The organism is Streptomyces sp. NPDC001781 (assembly GCF_053596035.1).
Genome location: NZ_JBSFFI010000001.1, coordinates 292,143 through 311,084, shown reverse-complemented (window position 1 = coordinate 311,084; position 18,942 = coordinate 292,143). Strand labels below are relative to the sequence as shown.

Sequence of the window (18,942 nt, the reverse complement as noted above, 5' to 3'; positions counted from 1 at the left end):
CTCGTGCCGGAAAAGCATGGATGGGTGAGCTATCTGCGGCTTCCCCACATCAGTGACGATCTGCTGTGCTTCGTGGCCGAGGACGACCTCTGGCTGGCGCCGCTGGACGAACCGGGCCGCCCCTGGCGGCTCACCGCGGACCGCACCAAGGCCGGGCACCCCCGCTTCTCGCCCGACGGCAGGCAGATCGCCTACACGAGCTGGCGCAGCCTGGTGCCCGAGATCCACCTGGTGGACGTGGCCGGCGGCCCGTCGCGGCAGTTGACGTACTGGGGCAGCGCCGACACCCAGGTGTGCGGCTGGACGCCCCCCGACCAGCACGGCAGGAGCGGCATCCTGGCCGTCGCCTCGCACGGCCAGCCCTTCTCCTACTTCACCTGGGCCTACAAGGTCGGCACCGACGGCAGCCCCGGCGGACGGCTGCCGTGGGGCCCGGTCGGTGACATCCAGGTCGCGGACACCGGCGGCGAGCACCGGACCCTCCTGCTCACCGGCACGCCCCCGCACGAGCCGGCGTCCTGGAAGCGGTACCGGGGCGGCGCGACGGGACGGCTGTGGCTCCAGGGGCAACGGCTGCTGGAGGACGTCGACGGCCAGCTCTCCTCCCCGATGTTCGTCGCCGGCCGCATCGCCTTCCTCTCCGACCACGAGGGCGTCGGCAACCTGTACTCCGTCGCCCTCGACGGCACCGGCCTGCGCCGCCACACCGACCACGACGCCTTCTACGCCAGGCACGCGGCGACCGACGGCGAGCGGGTGGTGTACCAGTGCGCCGGCGACATCTGGATCGTGGACGACTTCTCCCCCACCGGCACCCCGCGCCGGCTCGGCATCGACCTCGGCGGCGCCGCCCCCGGCCGCCGCCCCTACCAGGTTCCCGCCGCGCACCACGTGGACGGCCTCTCCGTGGACGAGACCGGGCGGGCCAGCGCGGTCACCGTCCGGGGCAGCCTGTACTGGCTCACCCACCGCGACGGCCCGGCCCGCACCATCGCCGACACTCCCGGCGTCCGGGTGCGCCTGCCGGAGATGCTGGGCTCGACCGGCCAGCTCGCCTACGTCACCGACGCCGAGGGCGACGACGCGATCGCGGTCGCCCAGCTCCCCCGCGCCACCGGGGATCGCGAGCCCCGGCTGCTCGGCGAGGGCAGGCTCGGCCGGGTCCTGGAGCTGGTCTCCGACCCGGAGGGCGAGCGGCTGGCGGTGGCCTCGCACGACGGGCGGCTGCTGCTGATCGACGTGGCGGAGGACGCCGAGAGCACCGAGGGGCGGGAGCCGGGCACCGTCACCGAGCTGATCCGCTCCGGCAACGGTCCCGTCCGCGACCTCGCCTTCTCCCCCGACGGCGCCTGGCTCACCTGGTCCCACCCCGGTATCGGCCGCTCGCTGCGCAAGATCAAGCTGGCCCGGATCAAGGACCGCCTGGTCGTGGACGTCACCAACGGGCGCTTCGAGGACGAGAACCCGGTCTTCACCAGCGACGGCCGCTATCTCGCCTTCCTCTCCTGGCGCGGCTTCGACCCGGTGTACGACGTGCACACCGGCGACCTGTCCTTCCCGCTCGGCTGCCGCCCCTACCTGGTCCCGCTGAACTCGGCCACACCCTCCCCCTTCGCGCTCAACCCGGAGGGCCGTCCGGCGGCGGGCGGGCTCGATCCGCTGGAGTCGGGGTCCGGCGAGGGCGGCACGGTGACCGTGGAGGCGGAGGGGCTGGAGAACCGGGTCACGCCGTTCCCGGTGATGTCCTCCAAGTACTCGGCGCTGCGTCCGGTGGCGGGCGGCGGGCTGGTCTGGCTGCGCTGGCCGATCTCCGGCGCACTGGGCGAGACCTTCGTCAACCCGGCCGACGTCAGCGGCCGGCCCACGCTGGAGCACTTCAACCTCAGCAAGGCGAAGAAGACCGAACTGGTCGCCCACCTGGACTGGTTCGAGGTCAGCGGCGACGGAACCCGGCTGGTCGTGGTGGACGAGGGCGACCTGCGGGCGGTGCCCGCCACCGAGCCCGGCGACAGCGACAGCACGGTCTGGATCGACCTGCGCCGCATCCTGCACGAGGTCGACCCGGCCGCCGAGTGGCGCGGTGCCTACGCCGAGGGCGGCCGGCTCATCCGGGACTACTTCTGGGACCCCGGCATGTGCGGGATCGACTGGCCGGCGGTCCTGGATCAGTACCGTCCGCTGGTCGAACGGGTCGCCTCCCCCGACGAGTTCGCCGACCTGATGCGCGAAGTCCTCGGTGAACTGGGCACGTCGCACGCCTACGTCACCCCGGCCCGGCGCAACGAGGGCCCGCCGCACTACCAGCGCCGGCAGGGCTTTCTCGGCGCCAACTTCGTCTGCCGGGACGGGGCCTGGATGGCCGCGCGCATCCTGGACGGCGACTCCTCCGACTCCCGCGCCCGCTCCCCGCTGGCCGGCACCGGCATCCGCGACGGCTCCGTGCTGACCCACGTCAACGGACGCCCGGTGGACCCGGTGACCGGGCCGTACCCGCTGCTCGCGGGCTCCGGCGGCACCACCGTCGACCTCACCTTCACCCCGCCGCCGGGCGAGCCGGGCCCCGCCCGCCGGGTGGCCGTGGTCCCGCTGACCGACGACCGCTCGCTGCGCTACCAGGACTGGGTGGCCAAACGCCGCCAGGTGGTCCGGGAGCTGAGCGGCGGCCGGTGCGGCTATCTGCACATCCCCGACCTGGGCGGCTCCGGCTGGGCGCAGTTCAACCGCGATCTGCGGCTGGAGGTGTCCCGGCCCGCGCTGATCGTCGACGTGCGCGGCAACGCGGGCGGGCACATCAGCGAGCTGGTGATAGAGAAGCTGACCCGGACCATCCTCGGCTGGGACCTGACCCGCGACGCGGAGGCGGTGTCGTACGCCTCCAACGCGCCGCGCGGGCCGGTGGTGGCGCTCGCGGACGAGGCGACCTCCTCCGACGGAGACATGATCACCGCCGCCTTCAAGCTGCTCGGGCTCGGCCCGGTGGTGGGTCAGCGCACCTGGGGCGGGGTCGTCGGCATCACCGGCCGGCACCGGCTCGGGGACGGCACGGTCATCACCGTGCCGATGAACGCCGCCTGGTTCGACGAGTACGGCTGGTCGGTGGAGAACCGGGGTGTCACCCCCGACCTGGAGGCGCTGCGCACCCCGCTGGACTGGGCCGAGGGGCGCTACGCCCAGCTCGACGACGCGGTGCGGCTCGCCCTGGAGATACTGGAGACGACCCCGGTCGCGGTTCCGCCCGACTACAGCGGCGTACCGGACCGCTCGCGGCCGAAGCTGCCGCCGCGCGAGGAGGGGTGAGGGGGCGAAAAAAGAGGGCGGGACTTCCCGCCACTCACAACGTACAGCGCGAGGGGGGCCTTGCGGCAAGGCCCCCCTCATGCCGCAGAATCGCTCGCCGAGCCCAGAACCTGCGGAAATGGGTGATCCACTACATGTGTGCGCTGCTGTCCGAGCGTGAGCCCGCGCCGGAGTCCCGCGCGTTCGACCTCCCCGACCGGCTCGCCGCCAAGGCCGACCCGGCGCTGATCGCCGCCGACGAGCGGCACTTCGCGCAGATCGCCGAGAGCCTGGAGCAGACCGTCGCCGAGCTGTCCGCGAGCCTGGACGCCCTGCGCCGGGCACCCGGCGGGGCCGGCCGGGAGGTGCTGGAGCGGGACCTGGAGATCCACCGGCTGACCGCCCGGCTGCGCGCCCTGCGCCGCTTCGGCATCGACCTGTGCCTCGGCCACATCGTGCACGACGGCGATCCCGAGCCGGTGTACATCGGCCGGCTCGGCCTCACCGACAGCACCGGCCGCCGGCTGCTGATCGACTGGCGCTCCCCCGCGGCCGAGCCGTTCTTCGCCGCCACCCACGCCCACCCCATGGGGCTGGCGAGCCGCCGCCGCTACCGCTGGACGCGCGGCCGGATCAGCGACTACTGGGACGAGGTGTTCACCGCCGACGGCCTGGAGCACCACGCGGCGCTGGACGACCAGTCGGCGTTCATCGCCACCCTGGGCACCAACCGCTCGGAGCGGATGCGGGACGTGCTCGCCACCATTCAGGCCGACCAGGACGCCATCATCCGCGCCTCCTCGCGCGGCGCCCTGGTGGTGGACGGCGGCCCCGGCACCGGAAAGACCGTCGTCGCCCTGCACCGCTCCGCCTACCTCCTCCACTCCGACCCGCGCCTTCGACACCGCCGGGGCGGGGTCCTGTTCGTCGGCCCGCACCAGCCCTACCTCAACTACGTGGCCGACGTACTGCCCAGCCTGGGCGAGGAGGGGGTGCGGACCTGCACCGTGCGGGACCTGGTGGCCGAGGGCGCCAAGGCGGGCGTCGAGACGGACCCGGCGGTGGCCCGGCTGAAGTCCTCCGGGGACCTGGTGAAGGGCGTCGAGAAGGCGGTGCGCTTCTACGAGACGCCGCCCCCCGAGCCCCTGACGGTCTCCACCCCCTGGGCCGAGCTGCACCTGACCCCCGCCGACTGGGCCGAGGCGTTCGAGGCGGCGGAGGCGGGCGTCCCGCACAACGAGGCCCGCGACCTGATCTGGGAGGCGCTCGTCACGATCCTGCGCGACCAGCTCGACAAGGAGGTCCCGCCCACCCTCTTCCGCCGGGCGCTGGCCTCCGACGGCGAGCTGACCGGCACCCTCCGGCGCGCCTGGCCCCTGCTGGAGGCGGCCGATCTGGTCGGCGACCTGTGGACCGTCCCGGCCTACCTGCGGATGTGCGCCCCCTGGCTCTCCCCCGACGAGGTGCGCCTGCTGCGCCGCGCCGACCCGCAGGCGTGGACGGTGTCCGACCTGCCGCTGCTGGACGCGGCCCGGCAGCGGCTCGGGGACCCGGAGATCTCGCGGAAGAAGCGCCGCCAGGCCGCCACGGTCGCCGTGGAGCGGGAGCGCATGTCGGCCGTCATCGACAGCGTGATCGCGGCCGACCCGGACGGCGAGGGCGCGGTGACCATGCTGCACGGGCAGGACCTCAAGGACAGACTGGTCGACGAGGGCGCGCTGCCCGCCATCGAGGCGGACGCGCTTGCCGGGCCGTTCGCGCACATCGTGGTGGACGAGGCCCAGGAGCTGACCGACGCCGAGTGGCAGATGCTGCTCCTGCGCTGCCCCTCGCGCAGCTTCACCGTCGTGGGCGACCGCGCCCAGGCCCGGCACGGCTTCACCGAGTCGTGGCGGGAAAGGCTCGCGCGGGCCGGCCTCGGCCGGGTGGAGGTGGCCTCGCTGAGCATCAACTACCGCACCCCGGAAGAGGTGATGGCGCAGGCGGAGCCGGTGATCCGGGCCGCCCTCCCGGACGCCAACGTGCCGACGTCGGTACGCGCGGGCGGCATCCCGGTCACCTACGGCCCGCTGTCCGACCTGGGCGCCGTGCTGGACGACTGGCTGGCCGAGAACGCCGAGGGCACCGCCTGCGTCATCGGCGATCCCGCGTTCGTAGAGCGCCCCCGCGTCCGGTCGCTCACCCCTGAGCTGGCGAAGGGGCTGGAGTTCGATCTGGTCGTGCTGGTGGAACCCGACGCCTTCGGCAAGGGAGTCGAGGGCGCCGTGGACCGCTACGTGGCGATGACCCGCGCGACCCGGCGGCTCGTCGTCCTCGGCGCGGGCCGGGGCCTCCTGCCCGCGACGTAGCGCCGGGATGGGGCGCCCGGATGTACCGGGCGCCCCGCCGCGTGGCTTTCGCCGGATCCGCCGCGTCAGGCGGTGTGGTCCGGGTCGAAGCGGTCCTCCATGTCCCGCATGCCGCCCTCGGCGCGGTCACGCTGGGGCTGGTGGGCGCCCTCCTGGTGGTCGCGCCCCTGCGGGCCGTGCTGCCCCGCCTTCTCGCGGGCCTGGCCGGACTTCTCCTTGGCCTGCTCCTGCATCTTGCGGGACTTCTCCTGGAACTGGTCCTTCATACCCATGTGGGTTCACATCCCTGGTGAGAACGGTTGCGGCCCCGGTGGAGCCTCGACCAGATTCACACGGACGAACACCCTGCGCATGTCGATCAGTTACGCTGCGTAGCGCGGGCCGCCTCGTCGGCCGCGCCGCCCGCGCCGACCAGCCCGGAGCGCATCCCGGTCAGCCGGTCCGCGTACCTGCGCATCTCCCGCTGGCCGACCGTGCCGATGAGCGCCGGCAGGTAGCCGCGGATGCCCTGCATGCCGCGCAGCCACCACTGGCCGTACACGTGCGCCGACCGGTGTTCGATACCGTCCACCAGCCGGTCGACGGCCGGGCCGAGCGGGTAGGTCTTGTTCGACGGCCAGGGCAGCCGCTGCCTCAACTCCCGCATGACGTCGTCCTGGTCGGCACCTCGCACCATGTCGGTGTCGGTCCAGGACAGGTAGGCGACGCCCACCCGCACGCCCTGGTGACCGACTTCGGCGCGCAGGCTGTGCGCGTACGCCTCCACGCCGGACTTGGAGGCGCAGTACGCCGTCATCATCGGCGCCGGGGTGATCGCGGCGAGGGAGGCGATCTGGAGCAGGTAGCCGCGGCTCTCGGTGAGCACCGGCAGGAAGGCGCGGGCGGTGACGGCCGAGCCGATGAGGTTGACCTCGATGACCCGCCGCCAGGCAGCCGGATCGGAGTCGGCGAACGGACCACCGCTGGCCACACCGGCGTTGGCCACCACGATGTCGACCTTGCCGAACCGCTCCTTCACCTCCGCCGCGACCCGGCCCATCGCCTCGTGGTCGGTGACATCGGCGTACCAGTACGCGCTCTCGCCGTACAGCCGCCCGGAGACGGCTTTCAGCTCCTCCTCCTCCAGGCCGACGAGGGCCACCCTGGCGCCCCGCGCGGAGAGTTTGCGGGCGAGCAGCTCACCGACGCCGCGTGCCGCACCGGTGACGACGGCCACCTGTCCTTCGAGACCGACCTTGCTCATGCGCCCTCCTCCAAGGTGACGGGGGTGCCCCCCGTGACGTACGTGGTGACGAGTTCCCGTATCCGGCCGTTCACCGCTTCCGGCGCCTCCACCGGGGACATGTGCCCGATGCCGAACAGCTCGGTGAAGCCGACGCACCGGGGCAGCTCGGCCACCAGCGCGCGGGCGTGCGACGAGGGGGTGAGCCGGTCCGCTGTGCCGTGAAGCACGACGGTCGGCACGGTCAACTGCCGTACCCCGTGGTCGAGATCGAGCCGGTCCAGCACCCCGCCCCAGGCGTGCCGGGCGGCGCGCGGGCAGGCGTGCACGATCCGGGCGCAGGCGTCGACCAGGTGCGGGGCCGAACCGGGGCCCATGGTCGCGTACTTGAGGATCTTCCTGGCGAGCGGCGTGACCGGGCCGAGCGGCAGGGACGAGCCGAGGATGCGCCCGGTGAGCCAGGTGCGGACGCGTCCCGCGGGCAGCGGCACCACGCGCGCCTCGGCGGTCAGCCGCCCGCTGCCGGTGCTGCACAGCAGCACGGCGGCCACGTGCTCCTGGAAGAGGGGGCGGCCCGAGGCGGACATGACCGTCATGCCGCCCATGGAGTGCCCGGCGATCAGGGCGCGTTCACCGGGTGCGAGGGTCGCCGCGAGCACCGCTTCGAGGTCGTCCGCGAGCGCGTCGGTGGAGCACACCGGGCTGTACGGGCTCCGGCCGTGGCCGCGCTGGTCGTAAGCGACGACCCGGTGGTCGCGGGCCAGGTCCTCGATCTGCGCGGCCCAGAAGGCGGTGGAGCAGGTCCAGCCGTGGGAGAGGACGACCGAGGGCGCGTCCTCGGGGCCGTGCACCTCCACGTGCAGGCGGGCGCCGTCGGTGGAGGCGACTTCCAGGGTGCGGCTCATGCGGTGGCCTCGCTCGGGACGGCGGTCCCCGGGGTCTGCGCGGGCTTGCGCAGCACCTCGTACTCGGTGAGATCCACCCGGCGGGTGGCCTGGCGGAACTCGGTGGTGGTGCCGGGCCAGACGGTGGTGTTGCGGCCGCTCGCGTCCAGGTACCAGCTCGTGCAGCCGCCGGTGTTCCAGACGGTGCGCTTCATCCGCTCCTGCACCCGGCGGTTCCAGCGGGCGACGGCGGCGGGGCGGGCGTCCAGCGCGGTGCGTCCGCCGAGGGTGTCGAGCTGGCGCATGTAGTCGGCCAGGTAGTTGAGCTGGGACTCGATCATCAGGATCATCGAGGAGTTGCCCAGCCCGGTGTTGGGCCCGATCACGCTCAGCCAGTTCGGGAACCCGGCCGCCGAGCCGCCGCGCAGCGCCTCCATCCCGCCCTTCCACGCCTCGGCGAGCGTGACGCCCCCGACGCCGACCACGCGCTCGGCGATGGGCATGTCGGTGACGTGGAAGCCGGTGCCGAAGACGATGGCGTCGACCTCGGCCCCGGTGCCGTCGGCGGCGACCACGGTGGAACCCCGGACCTCGGTGACGCCGCCGGCCACCACGTCCACGTTGGGCTGGGCGAGCGCCGGGTAGTACGCGCTGGACAGCAGGATGCGCTTGCAGCCGATGCGGTAGTCGGGGGTGAGCTTGGCGCGCAGGGCCGGGTCCTTGACGGCGCGGGCCATGTTGCGCTTGGCGAGCCGTTCGACCAGGCCGAGTTCGTCCGGGTGCTTGGTGAACGCCTGCACCTGGAGTTCCCGGATGCCCCAGAGCAGCCCGCGCCGCAGCCGCGCGGTGAAGGGCAGCGCCTGGTGCAGCCTGCGCTCGGCGGTGCCGATGGCCCGGTCCGCGCGGGGCATCACCCAGGGCGGGGTGCGCTGGAAGACGGTGAGCTTCGCGACCTCGGGCTGGATCGAGGGGACGATCTGGATCGCGGAGGCGCCGGTGCCGACCATGGCGACGCGCTTGCCGCGCAGGTCGAAGTCGTGGTCCCAGCGGGCCGAGTGGAACACCCGGCCGGGGAACGAGTCCAGCCCCGGGATCTCGGGGATCTTCGGGTCGGACAGCGGGCCGGTGGCGGAGACCACCACGTCGGCGGTGAGCGAGCCGGCGGCGGTCTCGATGCGCCAGCGCAGTTCGTCCTCGTCCCAGGTCATCAGCCGGACCTCGGAGTCGAAGCGCAGGTGCGGGCGGAGCCCGAAGTCGTCGGCGACGCGCTCCAGGTAGGCGCGGATGTGCTCCTGCCCGGAAAAGGTGCGCGGCCAGTCGGGGTTGGGGGCGAAGGAGAAGGAGTACAGGTGCGAGGGCACGTCGCAGGCGCAGCCGGGATAGCTGTTGTCCCGCCAGGTCCCGCCGACACTGCCGGCCCGCTCCAGGACGACGAAGTCGGTGATCCCCTCCCGGCGCAGCCGCACGGCGGCCCCCAGCCCGCCGAACCCCGACCCGATCACCGCCACCCGTACGTGCTCGTGCTCGGCCATCCCGACGCCTCCACGCATCCTCGGACTCTGCCAGTGAACACTGGCGCAATGGGACTGTAGAGCAGCTCCGTACCGAGCGGTAGGGGGCGCGGAAAGGAAAGTTACCGGCGGTACGCCATAGGCTGCGGACGTGGCAGACGACGGCGGACACAGCGACGGGCAGGCCGGCGGGCGCGAGTACCGCATGGAGGAACTGGCGCGCATCGCCGGCATCACCGTGCGCACCCTGCGGTTCTACCGCGAGCGCAGACTCATCCAGCCGCCCCGCCGCGAGGGCCGTATCGCCTGGTACGACGACCATCACCTGGCCCGGCTGCGCACCATCGCGGCACTGCTGGAGCGCGGGCACACGCTGAACGGCATAGCCGAGCTGGCCGAGGCGCTGGACAACGGCCGGGACGTCGCCGACCTGCTCGGTGTCGCCCCGCCCACCGAGGAGGAGCCGGTCCGGCTCACCCCGGAGGAGCTGGCGGCCCGCTTCGAGGGCGACGTCACGCCGGAGAACCTGGCGGCCGCGATGAACCTCGGCTACGTCGGCACCGACGGCGACGAGATCGTGCACATCAGCCGGCGCCTGCTGGACGTCTCCTCGGCGCTGGTCCGCGAGGGCATCCCGCTGGCCGAGGTCCTGACGGCCGCGGCCCGGGTCCGCGAACACGCGGACGCCCTCGCGGCGCTCTTCGCCGACGTGATCCGCCGCCACGCCCCCGAGGACTCCCTGCGGCGCCTGCGCCCGCTGGCCCGCAGCGTGGTGGAGGCGGAGCTGTCGCTGGCGATGGACCGGCGGCTGAGCACGCTGGACTAACGCTCGTACACGACCGTGACGGGGGCGTGGTCGGACCAGCGCTCGGCGTGGGTGGCGGCGCGCTCGACCCAGCCCTTGACCGCCTTCGCGGCCAGGCCGGGGGTCGCCATGTGGTAGTCGATGCGCCAGCCGGAGTCGTTGTCGAAGGCGCGGCCCCGGTAGGACCACCAGCTGTACGGCCCCTCGGTCCCGGGGTGCAGGGCGCGGACGACGTCCACGTACCCGCCGTCCTCGGGGCCGAGCACCCGGCTCAGCCACTCCCGCTCCTCGGGCAGGAACCCGGAGTTCTTCACGTTGCCGCGCCAGTTCCTGAGGTCGGCCTGCTGGTGGGCGATGTTCCAGTCGCCGCAGACCAGGACCTCGCGCCCGTCGGCGGCGGCCCGCTCGCGCAGCTTTTCCAGGTGGGTGGCGAACTCGCCCATGAAGCGGACCTTCTCGTCCTGCCGCTCGGTGCCCACCTCGCCCGAGGGCAGGTACAGCGAGGCGACGGTCACTCCGGGGAGGTCCGCCTCGACGTAGCGGCCCGAGCCGTCGAACTCCGCCGAGCCGAAGCCGACGCGGACACGGTCGGGCTCACGGCGCGTGTAGAGGGAGACACCGGCCCGGCCCTTGGCGGCGGCGGGCGCGTGCACCACGTGCCAGCCGTCGGGCCGCCGTACGGGCTCCGGGAGCTGCTGCGGCTCGGCGCGCACCTCCTGGAGGCAGACCACGTCGGCGGAGGTCCGCTCCAGCCACTCCACGAAGCCCTTCCTGGCGGCGGCCCGCAGTCCGTTCACGTTCACCGAGGTCACAGTCAGCACCAGGGCACGATACCGGCACACTGGTGGAGACCGACCGCCCTCCACTGCATAGAAGTACGATGACCAGCATGATTATACGCCGCGTTCGCTTCGACCACCCCGACGCCGTGAAGCTCAACGACGAGGTCCAGGCCGAGTACCACGTGCGCTACGGCGACGGCGGCGACGCCACCTCGCTCGACCCTGCCGACTTCGACCCGCCCAGAGGTGCGTACCTGATCGCCTACGACGCGCAAGGGCGCCCGGTCGCCACCGGCGGCTGGCGCAGCCAGGACCTGAACGAGGAGGGCAACCAGGACGGCGACGCGGAGCTCAAGCGGATGTTCGTCATCGAGCAGATGCGCGGCCACGGTCTGGCCCGCCGCATCCTCGCCGAACTGGAGGAGGACGCCCGCGCGGCCGGCCGCACCCGCATGGTCCTGGAGACCGGCACCGAACAGCCCGAGGCCATCGCCCTCTACACCTCCAGCGGCTACACCCCGTGCACCAAGTTCGGCTACTACCGCCACCACGAGAACAGCCTTTGCTACGCGAAGCCGCTCGGGGCGCCGGAGGCCACCGAGTAACGCGGCCCGGTGGCCTGTTGCCGCAGCACAGGCCACCACTTCCCCTGTGACGCGCCTGTGACGTGCCGGCGATCACTCCGCCGAAAGTCCCGTCTCCACCCCGGTCGCCGCACCCGCCAAGTCGGCTGCTCCGATGGCCCGTTCGCTCCCGGTCCGGGTCACGATCCCCTCGGCGGGCGTCGACACCGGCCCGGTCCTGAAGCTGGGCCTGGCGGCCGACGGCACGGTGGAGGTCCCCTCCGTCGCGCAGGCCGACCGGATCGGCTGGTACTCGAAGGGAGTCACCCCCGGCGAGACCGGCCCCGCCGTCCTGATCGGCCACTACGACACCGTCAAGGGCCCGGCCGTGCTGCGGAACGTCGGGCGGATCAGACAGGGCGCCCGGATCACCGTCGCCCGCGCCGACGGCTCCTCCGCCGTCTTCTCCGTCCGCACCGTCGAGCAGGTCGACAAGCACGCCTTCCCCACCGACAGGGTCTACGGCGACACGACCCGCCCCGAACTCCGCCTGATCACCTGCGGCGGAGCCATCGATAACGGCCACCGCCCGGACAACATCATCGTCTACGGCGACCTGGTACCCGCCAGGGGCTGACAGGTGCGAGGCTGACCCGATGACCCCGAACACCACACCGGAGTGGGAACAGCGGTGCGCCGCCCTGTGGGACGCCTTCGACGACCTGGACGCGGCCCGGTTCCGTTCCCGGATGGCCGCGCTGACCGGCGAACTGCCCCCGGACCACCCCGTGGCCGCCTACGAACTCGCCTCCGCCCACGACGCGACCGACCTGGGCGAGGACGCCGTCCCCCTCTACCGCCGGGCCCTGGACACCGGCCTGCCCGACGACCGCCGGCGCCAGGCCGTCGTCCAGCTGGCCAGCACCCTGCGCACCCTCGGCCAACCGGAGGCGGCCGCCGACCTGTTGCTCACGGAGCGCGCCCACACCTCGGACCACCTGGACGACGCCGTCACCGCGTTCCTCGCCCTGACCCTCATCGACCTCGGCCGCGAACGCGAGGCCGCCGCCCTCGCCCTGGGCGCCCTCGCACCCCACCTCCCGGCCTACCGGATCTCCGTGGCCCGATACGCGGAAGCGGTGACCGACCCGGCCTGACGGGCGGGAGAAACCGGAAAACGACGAGACCCCGTCCGATCAGAAGATCGGACGGGGTCTCGTGAACCCTTCCCGAGCGGACTCGGGAGGAGCGTTACGTGGACCTGAGGGGATTTGAACCCCTGGCCCCCTCGATGCGAACGAGGTGCGCTACCGGACTGCGCCACAGGCCCTTGCAACGAGTGAAACTCTAGCATCCCGATCGGCGTGCTCGGAAATCCGCTCCGGGACTGGTCAGGGGCTCACTCGTTGGCGGCGCGCGGCCGGTCGCCGTCCTCGTACTGGTCGAAGAGCGGGGTGCGGCCCCGCTCGCGGGAGCGGCGGGCGGAGGCGCTGCGCCGGGCGTCGCCCCGCGCGTCCTCCGGACGCTCCTCGTCCGGCGCCGGACCGGCCGCCGGGACCTCGGGGCGCTGCTCCGGGGTGACGGCGCTGGAGCGGGCCGAGCTCCAGGTGCCGGGGGCGCCCAGGTCAACGTCGGCGGTGGCGCGCGGGGCGACCGGCGCGGTCACGTACGTGGGCAGCGGCACCGGCACCGGGTCCCAGCTCTCGCCGTGGCCGGGGCGGCGCTGGCGCTCACGCTGCTGGTCGACCCATTCGGCGTGGTCGGTCTGCTCGACCAGGGCGCGCCGGTCGGCGGCGAGGGCGGCGGACAGAGCGGGGTCGGTGTGCGGCCCCGTTCCCTCCTCCGGCTCGTCGGCGACGACGGCCGCCTCGGCGGCCGGGCGGCGGCGCGGCTGACGGGCACGCTCACGCAGCCGGGCGGCCGCGTCCTCGGCACTCCTGCGGTCCATCTGGAAGGCGAACCGCCGCCGTTCCTGCCGGCGGAGATAGCCGATGTAGACGCTGAGCAGCACGGCCGGGACCGCGGGGACCCAGAGGAGGGCCAGACCGCCGACCGCGGCGGCGACGGCGCCGACGGTGAAGGCGAGGAACAGCAGCACGGTGGTGCGCCGTCTGCGGGCGAGCACCTTCGTGCGCTGGGCGCGCGCCGCGGCGGCCTGCGCCGAGGGCGCGCGCCGGGCGGGGGCGTGTTCGGGTTCGGGCGTCTGGGCGTCCCGGGACGGATGCGCCTGCGCGGCGGGCGACTTGGGGGCCGCGGGGGCCGCCTGGTCGCGCGGGGCTTCCGCCCGCACCTGCCGCTCGGGCTCGGCGTCCGCCCGGACCTGACGGCGCGTCGGAGGCACGGCGAAGTCCCGGACGTCCACCGGGTCGGTGGCGACGTCCGGGTCACCGGCGTCCGGCTCCCCCTCCCGGGTGGAGCGCGCCCGCAGGTCCTTGGCGTACCGGCGCTCCATTCCCGCCCTTCCGGACAGCAGCCGGATGGCGGTACTGAAGCGTTCCGTCGGACGGGCCTCGTTCAGCTCGTCCTGCCTACGGAGCCACATCGGCACCAAGTAGGCGGCCCAGGCCCCGACGATGACTGCGTAGATGAGGCCGCTGCTGCTCACGACTCACACGGTAGAGGGGTTTCCTCGGGGCCATCCGCCAATTGAGCCGGTGTGTCGCACGATCTGGCTGATATTTCCAGCATTTTTGCGACCGATGCGATCAGCGGACCGTCGAAGGGGGGAATTGAATGCCCGGAGACGGGCCTGAGATGGTCGCCCCGGGCATGAATTCGAACAGATATTCAATTTCCGGTGCTGTTCGCATTCCCCGGCTGTCCTGGCCGCCCCGCGCGCGTGCGCCGCCAGCGCTCGACCAGGCCGTCGGGAACCTCCTCGGCGGTGAGCGCGTAGACCATGTGGTCCCGCCAGGCACCGTCGATGTGGAGGTAGCGCGGCCGCAGCCCCTCCTCGCGGAAGCCGAGCTTCTCCACCACGCGCCGGCTGGGCCGGTTCTCCGGGCGGATGCAGACCTCGATCCGGTGCAGTCCCACCGCGCGGAAGCAGTGGTCGGACACGAGCGCGACGGCGGTCGGCATCACCCCGCGCCCGGCGACGGACTGGTCCACCCAGTAGCCGATGTGCCCGGAGCACATGGAGCCCCAGGTGATCCCGGCGACCGTGAGCTGGCCGACCAGGCGCCCCTGGTACTCGATGACGAACGGCAGCATCCGGCCGGCCGTCGCCTCGGAGCGCAGGTGCCGGATCATCTGGCGGTAGGTGGGCCGGTGCGTGACGGGCCCGCTCGCGGTGGGCGGCGGGATGGTCGCCTCCCAGGGGCGCAGCCATTCCCGGTTGCGGCGGTTGACCTCGCGCCAGGCACGCTGGTCGCGCACCTTTATCGGCCGCAGGACGACATCGCCGTCGACCAGCACCGCGGGCCAGGATCTGCCGGTCAGCTCGCACCCCCGGCGCCCGTGTGGCCCGGTGCGTCGGGCCGGGGGTGGTCGCCGCCGCGGATCTGGTCGACGGCGTGCGTCAGCAGCGGCTCCAGCACGGCGAGGCCGTCGCGCACCCCGCCGCTGGAACCGGGCAGGTTCACGATCAGGGTGCCGCCCGCGACCCCGGCCAGGCCCCGCGAGAGCGCGGCGGTGGGGACCTTCTCGCGTCCGTACGCCCGGATCGCCTCGGCGATGCCCGGTACCTCGTAGTCCAGGACGGCGCGGGTGGCCTCGGGGGTGCGGTCGGTGGGCGAGACGCCGGTGCCGCCGGTGGTGACGACCGCGTCGTACCCGGCCGCGACGGCGGCGCGCAGGGCGGTCTCGACCGGGTCTCCGTCCGGGACGACCCGCGGGCCGTCCACGGCGAAGCCGAGCCGGGTGAGGCCCTCGGCCACGGCGGGGCCGCCCTTGTCGGTGTAGACCCCCGCGAAGGCGCGGTTGGAGGCGGTGACGACCAGCGCGCGGTACGGAGTGCCGGTCACGCCCGGCTCCAGTGGCCGGACCTGCCGCCCGTCTTCTCCTCCACCCGTACGTCGGTGACGACGGCGCCCTTGTCGACCGCCTTCACCATGTCGACCACGGTGAGCGCGGCGACACAGACCGCGGTGAGCGCCTCCATCTCCACGCCGGTGCGGTCGGTGGTCTTCACGGTGGCCGTGATCTCCACGCCCTCGTCCGTGACGGCCAGGTCCAGCGTCACACCGGACACCGACAGCGGGTGGCACAGCGGGATCAGGTCAGGGGTGCGCTTGGCACCCATGATGCCCGCGATCCGGGCGGTGGCCAGGGCGTCGCCCTTGGGCACACCCTCCCCGCGCAGCAGCTCGACCACGCGCGGGGACACGAGCACCCGGCCACTGGCACGGGCGGTGCGCGCGGTCACTTCCTTCCCGGATACGTCGACCATGCGGGCCGCGCCCGCCTCGTCGATGTGCGTCAGTCGGTCGTGCGTACTCATGGTGTGCGGCGCTTCCCGTTCGCGGCCCGCCGGCGCGGGCGATGCGCGGGCCTCCTGTGCGCGCCACGGTACCGCCAAGTCGGCCGGGGCACCGGGCCGGGACCCGCTGCCCGGCCCGCGCGGGGACGGCGCGCTCAGCCGAGCAGGACGACCTCGACCTCGGTGCCCGGCCGGGCCTCGGTCGTGTCCTCGGGGAGCACGATCAGCGCGTTGGCGTGGGCCAGCGCGGCGATCAGATGGGAGCCGCTGCCACCCACGGGAGTGACCTCGCCGTCCTCGTGGTTGCCACGCAGGAACTGGCGGCGGCCTTCGGGCGAGCGCACCGGCCCGTCCCCCGCGAGGGTGGCCCGCGTACGCGGCCGGTGGACCTCCGGGAGGCCCATCAGGGCGCGGATGGCGGGGCGGACGAACAGCTCGAAGGAGACGTACGACGAGACCGGGTTGCCGGGCAGGGCCAGCAGCGGGGTGTGGTCGGGGCCCACCACGCCGAAGCCCTGCGGCTTGCCGGGCTGCATGGCGAGCTTGCGGAAGTCCACCCCGCCGCCCCCCTCCTCGCCGACCTCGGTGAGCGCCTCCTTGACCACGTCGTAGGCGCCCACGCTGACCCCGCCGGTGGTGACCAGCAGGTCGGCGCGGACCAACTGGTCCTCGATGGTGGAGCGCAGCACGTCCGCGTCGTCCGCGACCGCGCCGACCCGGTAGGCGATGGCACCCGCGTCCCGGGCGGCGGCGGCTAGGGCGAAGCTGTTGGAGTCGAAGATCTGGCCGTGCTCCAACGGCTCGCCGGGCTGGACGAGTTCGCTGCCGGTGGACATCACGACGACGCGCGGGCGCGGCCGCACCCGGACGGTGCCCCGGCCGATCGCGGCGAGCAGCGCGATCTGGGGCGGGCCGAGGACCGTGCCCGCGGCGAGCGCCCGGTCACCGGCGCGTACGTCGCTGCCGCTGGGCCGGACATGGGCCCCGGTCCCGGCGGGCCGGAAGATCCGGACCTGGCCCTCGGCGCCCTCGGGCGCCTGGGCGCGGGCGCGCATCCCGCTCGCCGGGCCGCCGCCGAGCCCGGCGTCCGTCCACTCGACGGGGACGACGGCCTCGGCGCCGGGTGGCAGCGGGGCGCCGGTCATGATGCGGGCCGCCTGACCGGGGCCGACATGGACCGGGGCGGCGTCGCCGGCGGCGACGTCACCGACCACGTCCAGGACCGCCGGGTACTCCTCGCTCGCGCCGGTCACGTCCGTGACCCGTACCGCGTAGCCGTCCATGGAGCTGTTGTCGAAGGGCGGCAGGGACACCGGCACCATGACGTCGTCGACCAGCGCACAGCCCTGCGCGTCGGGGAGCTGGAGCTCGATGGGGTCGAGCGGGCGGACGGTGCGGAGGACGTCCTCCAGATGCTCGTCCACCGACCACACGTGGTCCGGTCCGACGGGACGGTTCGCGGCGGTGCTCAACGTTCCTGCATCTCCTCGGCGACGAAACTGCGCAGCCAGGTCCTGAAGTCCGGGCCCAGGTCCTCACGTTCGCACGCGAGGCGGACAATGGCACGCAGGTAGTCGGCGCGGTCGCCGGTGTCATAGCGGCGGCCCTCGAAGACGACGCCGTGCACCGGGCCGCCGACCTTCTCGTCCTCGGCGAGCTGCTGGAGGGCGTCGGTGAGCTGGATCTCGCCGCCCCGGCCGGGCTCGGTCTTGCGCAGTATGTCGAAGACGTGCGGGTCGAGGACGTAGCGGCCGATGATGGCGTAGTTGGACGGGGCGTCCGCCGGGTCCGGCTTCTCGACCAGACCGGTCACCTTGACGACGTCGCCGTCCTCGGTGCTCTGCACGGCCGCGCAGCCGTAGAGGTGGATCTGCTCGGGGGCGACCTCCATGAGGGCGACCACGCTGCCGCCGTGCTGCTCCTGCACCTCGATCATGCGCTGGAGCAGGGGGTCGCGGGGGTCGATCAGGTCGTCGCCGAGGAGGACCGCGAAGGGCTCGTTGCCGACGTGCGGGGCGGCGCACAGCACGGCGTGGCCGAGGCCGCGGGGGTCGCCCTGGCGGACGTAGTGCATGGTGGCCAGGTCGCTGGACTCCTGGACCTTGGCGAGGCGGTCGGCGTCGCCCTTCTTCCCGAGAGCGGACTCCAGCTCGTAGTTGCGGTCGAAGTGGTCCTCCAGCGGACGCTTGTTGCGCCCGGTGACCATGAGTACGTCCTCGAGACCCGCGGTCACCGCCTCCTCGACCACGTACTGGATGGCCGGCTTGTCCACGACCGGCAACATCTCCTTGGGCGTCGCCTTGGTCGCGGGCAGAAAGCGGGTCCCCAGCCCGGCTGCCGGAATGACAGCCTTGCTGATCCTCGGGTGCAACTCAGTCATGCGCGCCACTCTAACCGGTGTCCTTAGGGGGAAATCCCCTGCTCCGCTTAGGTGAGCGTGATAATCGCGGACCGAAATGGAGGCGGCCTGAAGTGGAATCCGACGAACATGCGAACGACCCCGGGAAGAGGGGTCTACGACGTGAACTCCTGGCGAACAGAAGGGGTTTGACCAAGAAGGGACTTCTCGCGCACGAGCGCGCCCTCGCCGCGCACGCCCTCGCCCTGCCCGAACTCGCCGCCGCCCGCACGGTCGCCGCCTACGTCTCGGTCGGCACCGAGCCCGGTACGGCGGCCCTCCTGGAGGCGCTGCGCGAGCGCGGCACGCGGGTTCTGCTGCCCGTGCTCCTCCCCGACGACGACCTCGACTGGGGCCCCTACACCGGACCCGGCTCGCTGGAGGTGGCCAGCCACGGCGGGCGCATGGAGCTGGCCGAGCCCACCGGGCCGCGCCTCGGACCCGACGCGGTGACGGAGGCGGACGTGGTGCTGCTGCCGGGCCTCGCGGTGGACGGCCGCGGGATGCGGCTGGGCCGGGGCGGCGGGTCGTACGACCGGGTGCTGGCGCGCCTGGAGCGCGCGGGCGCGCGTCCGGCGCTCGTGGTGCTGCTGTACGACACGGAGGTGGTGGCGCGGGTGCCCGCCGAGGACCACGACCGCCCGGTGCACGCCGTGGTCACCCCGGCCGGGGTACGCCGTTTCGCAGGCCCCTGAGCGCCCCCGACACGCATGAAGGCCCTCCACGCGCGCGC

Annotated in this window: 18 protein-coding genes and 1 tRNA gene; 7 read left to right on the top strand and 12 right to left on the bottom strand. The window is 73.4% G+C overall.

What is annotated here, in order from left to right; translation table 11 throughout:
• Positions 1-24 precede the first annotated feature (24 nt).
• Positions 25-3,297, top strand: a complete 3,273-nt coding sequence (locus tag ACWCV3_RS01585; RefSeq protein ID WP_451216684.1) for a S41 family peptidase — start codon at positions 25-27, stop codon at positions 3,295-3,297.
• A gap of 134 nt (positions 3,298-3,431) precedes the next feature.
• Positions 3,432-5,624 (top strand): RNA polymerase recycling motor ATPase HelR, encoded by a 2,193-nt coding sequence (gene helR, locus ACWCV3_RS01580; protein ID WP_451216797.1) that lies wholly within the window; start codon positions 3,432-3,434, stop codon positions 5,622-5,624.
• A gap of 65 nt (positions 5,625-5,689) precedes the next feature.
• Here helR and ACWCV3_RS01575 read toward each other — a convergent pair whose 3' ends face one another.
• The 4 genes from ACWCV3_RS01575 to ACWCV3_RS01560 form a co-directional block, all read right to left on the bottom strand.
• A complete protein-coding gene (locus ACWCV3_RS01575; RefSeq protein WP_451216681.1) occupies positions 5,690-5,896 on the bottom strand; it encodes a hypothetical protein in 207 nt (68 codons plus the stop codon).
• An 86-nt stretch (positions 5,897-5,982) separates the two neighbouring features.
• The gene (locus ACWCV3_RS01570; protein ID WP_451216678.1) at positions 5,983-6,867 is read right to left on the bottom strand and encodes an SDR family oxidoreductase; all 885 of its coding nucleotides are present in this window, start codon (positions 6,865-6,867) and stop codon (positions 5,983-5,985) included.
• Complete coding sequence (locus ACWCV3_RS01565) at positions 6,864-7,751, bottom strand: alpha/beta fold hydrolase (RefSeq protein ID WP_451216675.1); 888 nt, start codon at positions 7,749-7,751, stop codon at positions 6,864-6,866. Before ACWCV3_RS01565 ends, ACWCV3_RS01570 begins: the two co-directional genes overlap by 4 nt.
• Positions 7,748-9,262: a flavin-containing monooxygenase gene (locus tag ACWCV3_RS01560; protein WP_451216794.1), complete on the bottom strand. Its 1,515-nt coding sequence runs from the start codon at positions 9,260-9,262 to the stop codon at positions 7,748-7,750. Before ACWCV3_RS01560 ends, ACWCV3_RS01565 begins: the two co-directional genes overlap by 4 nt.
• Before the next feature lie 184 nt (positions 9,263-9,446).
• On the opposite strand from ACWCV3_RS01560, the gene ACWCV3_RS01555 reads away from it, so the two are divergent.
• Complete coding sequence (locus ACWCV3_RS01555; RefSeq protein ID WP_451216791.1) at positions 9,447-10,067, top strand: MerR family transcriptional regulator; 621 nt, start codon at positions 9,447-9,449, stop codon at positions 10,065-10,067.
• Here ACWCV3_RS01555 and ACWCV3_RS01550 read toward each other — a convergent pair.
• Positions 10,064-10,867, bottom strand: coding sequence for an exodeoxyribonuclease III (locus ACWCV3_RS01550; RefSeq protein WP_451216672.1), 804 nt, complete (start codon positions 10,865-10,867; stop codon positions 10,064-10,066). The two genes, ACWCV3_RS01555 and ACWCV3_RS01550, sit on opposite strands and share 4 nt — an antisense overlap.
• A 68-nt stretch (positions 10,868-10,935) precedes the next feature.
• On the opposite strand from ACWCV3_RS01550, the gene ACWCV3_RS01545 reads away from it, so the two are divergent.
• The 3 genes from ACWCV3_RS01545 to ACWCV3_RS01535 all read left to right on the top strand — a co-directional run bounded on the left by ACWCV3_RS01545 (position 10,936) and on the right by ACWCV3_RS01535 (position 12,548).
• The gene (locus ACWCV3_RS01545; RefSeq protein WP_451216670.1) at positions 10,936-11,433 is read left to right on the top strand and encodes a GNAT family N-acetyltransferase; all 498 of its coding nucleotides are present in this window, start codon (positions 10,936-10,938) and stop codon (positions 11,431-11,433) included.
• Between the two features lie 133 nt (positions 11,434-11,566).
• Positions 11,567-12,028: a class F sortase gene (locus ACWCV3_RS01540; RefSeq protein ID WP_451216667.1), complete on the top strand. Its 462-nt coding sequence runs from the start codon at positions 11,567-11,569 to the stop codon at positions 12,026-12,028.
• Positions 12,029-12,047: 19 nt separating this feature from the next.
• Positions 12,048-12,548 carry a tetratricopeptide repeat protein gene (locus ACWCV3_RS01535; RefSeq protein WP_451216664.1) on the top strand — a complete coding sequence of 167 codons (501 nt, stop codon included), beginning with the start codon at positions 12,048-12,050 and terminating at the stop codon, positions 12,546-12,548.
• A gap of 99 nt (positions 12,549-12,647) precedes the next feature.
• Here the strand turns inward: ACWCV3_RS01535 and ACWCV3_RS01530 are convergent.
• The 7 genes from ACWCV3_RS01530 to galU all read right to left on the bottom strand — a co-directional run bounded on the left by ACWCV3_RS01530 (position 12,648) and on the right by galU (position 18,191).
• A tRNA-Ala gene (locus ACWCV3_RS01530) sits at positions 12,648-12,721 on the bottom strand.
• Positions 12,722-12,790: 69 nt separating this feature from the next.
• Complete coding sequence (gene sepX / locus ACWCV3_RS01525) at positions 12,791-13,996, bottom strand: divisome protein SepX/GlpR (protein WP_451216661.1); 1,206 nt, start codon at positions 13,994-13,996, stop codon at positions 12,791-12,793.
• 182 nt (positions 13,997-14,178) lie between these two features.
• Complete coding sequence (locus ACWCV3_RS01520) at positions 14,179-14,808, bottom strand: GNAT family N-acetyltransferase (RefSeq protein WP_451216658.1); 630 nt, start codon at positions 14,806-14,808, stop codon at positions 14,179-14,181.
• Between the two features lie 20 nt (positions 14,809-14,828).
• Complete coding sequence (locus ACWCV3_RS01515) at positions 14,829-15,356, bottom strand: MogA/MoaB family molybdenum cofactor biosynthesis protein (RefSeq protein WP_451216655.1); 528 nt, start codon at positions 15,354-15,356, stop codon at positions 14,829-14,831.
• Positions 15,353-15,832 carry a cyclic pyranopterin monophosphate synthase MoaC gene (moaC, locus tag ACWCV3_RS01510; RefSeq protein ID WP_451216652.1) on the bottom strand — a complete coding sequence of 160 codons (480 nt, stop codon included), beginning with the start codon at positions 15,830-15,832 and terminating at the stop codon, positions 15,353-15,355. The genes ACWCV3_RS01515 and moaC overlap by 4 nt, the downstream gene beginning before the upstream one ends.
• 134 nt (positions 15,833-15,966) lie before the next feature.
• A complete protein-coding gene (glp, locus tag ACWCV3_RS01505) occupies positions 15,967-17,283 on the bottom strand; it encodes a molybdotransferase-like divisome protein Glp (protein ID WP_451216649.1) in 1,317 nt (438 codons plus the stop codon).
• Positions 17,280-18,191 carry a UTP--glucose-1-phosphate uridylyltransferase GalU gene (gene galU, locus ACWCV3_RS01500; protein WP_451216646.1) on the bottom strand — a complete coding sequence of 304 codons (912 nt, stop codon included), beginning with the start codon at positions 18,189-18,191 and terminating at the stop codon, positions 17,280-17,282. Before galU ends, glp begins: the two co-directional genes overlap by 4 nt.
• Positions 18,192-18,283: 92 nt before the next feature.
• On the opposite strand from galU, the gene ACWCV3_RS01495 reads away from it, so the two are divergent.
• Positions 18,284-18,904 (top strand): 5-formyltetrahydrofolate cyclo-ligase, encoded by a 621-nt coding sequence (locus ACWCV3_RS01495; protein WP_451216643.1) that lies wholly within the window; start codon positions 18,284-18,286, stop codon positions 18,902-18,904.
• Positions 18,905-18,942: the final 38 nt, after the last annotated feature.

Coding starts and splice junctions, on each gene's coding strand:
- galU (WP_451216646.1), bottom strand. CDS start 18,191: ATGACTGAGTTGCACCCGAGGATCAGCAAGGCTGTCATTCCGGCAGCC.
- ACWCV3_RS01535 (WP_451216664.1), top strand. CDS start 12,048: ATGACCCCGAACACCACACCGGAGTGGGAACAGCGGTGCGCCGCCCTG.
- ACWCV3_RS01545 (WP_451216670.1), top strand. CDS start 10,936: ATGATTATACGCCGCGTTCGCTTCGACCACCCCGACGCCGTGAAGCTC.
- ACWCV3_RS01565 (WP_451216675.1), bottom strand. CDS start 7,751: ATGAGCCGCACCCTGGAAGTCGCCTCCACCGACGGCGCCCGCCTGCAC.
- ACWCV3_RS01575 (WP_451216681.1), bottom strand. CDS start 5,896: ATGGGTATGAAGGACCAGTTCCAGGAGAAGTCCCGCAAGATGCAGGAG.
- ACWCV3_RS01555 (WP_451216791.1), top strand. CDS start 9,447: ATGGAGGAACTGGCGCGCATCGCCGGCATCACCGTGCGCACCCTGCGG.
- ACWCV3_RS01540 (WP_451216667.1), top strand. CDS start 11,567: ATGGCCCGTTCGCTCCCGGTCCGGGTCACGATCCCCTCGGCGGGCGTC.
- helR (WP_451216797.1), top strand. CDS start 3,432: ATGTGTGCGCTGCTGTCCGAGCGTGAGCCCGCGCCGGAGTCCCGCGCG.
- ACWCV3_RS01560 (WP_451216794.1), bottom strand. CDS start 9,262: ATGGCCGAGCACGAGCACGTACGGGTGGCGGTGATCGGGTCGGGGTTC.
- moaC (WP_451216652.1), bottom strand. CDS start 15,832: ATGAGTACGCACGACCGACTGACGCACATCGACGAGGCGGGCGCGGCC.
- ACWCV3_RS01570 (WP_451216678.1), bottom strand. CDS start 6,867: ATGAGCAAGGTCGGTCTCGAAGGACAGGTGGCCGTCGTCACCGGTGCG.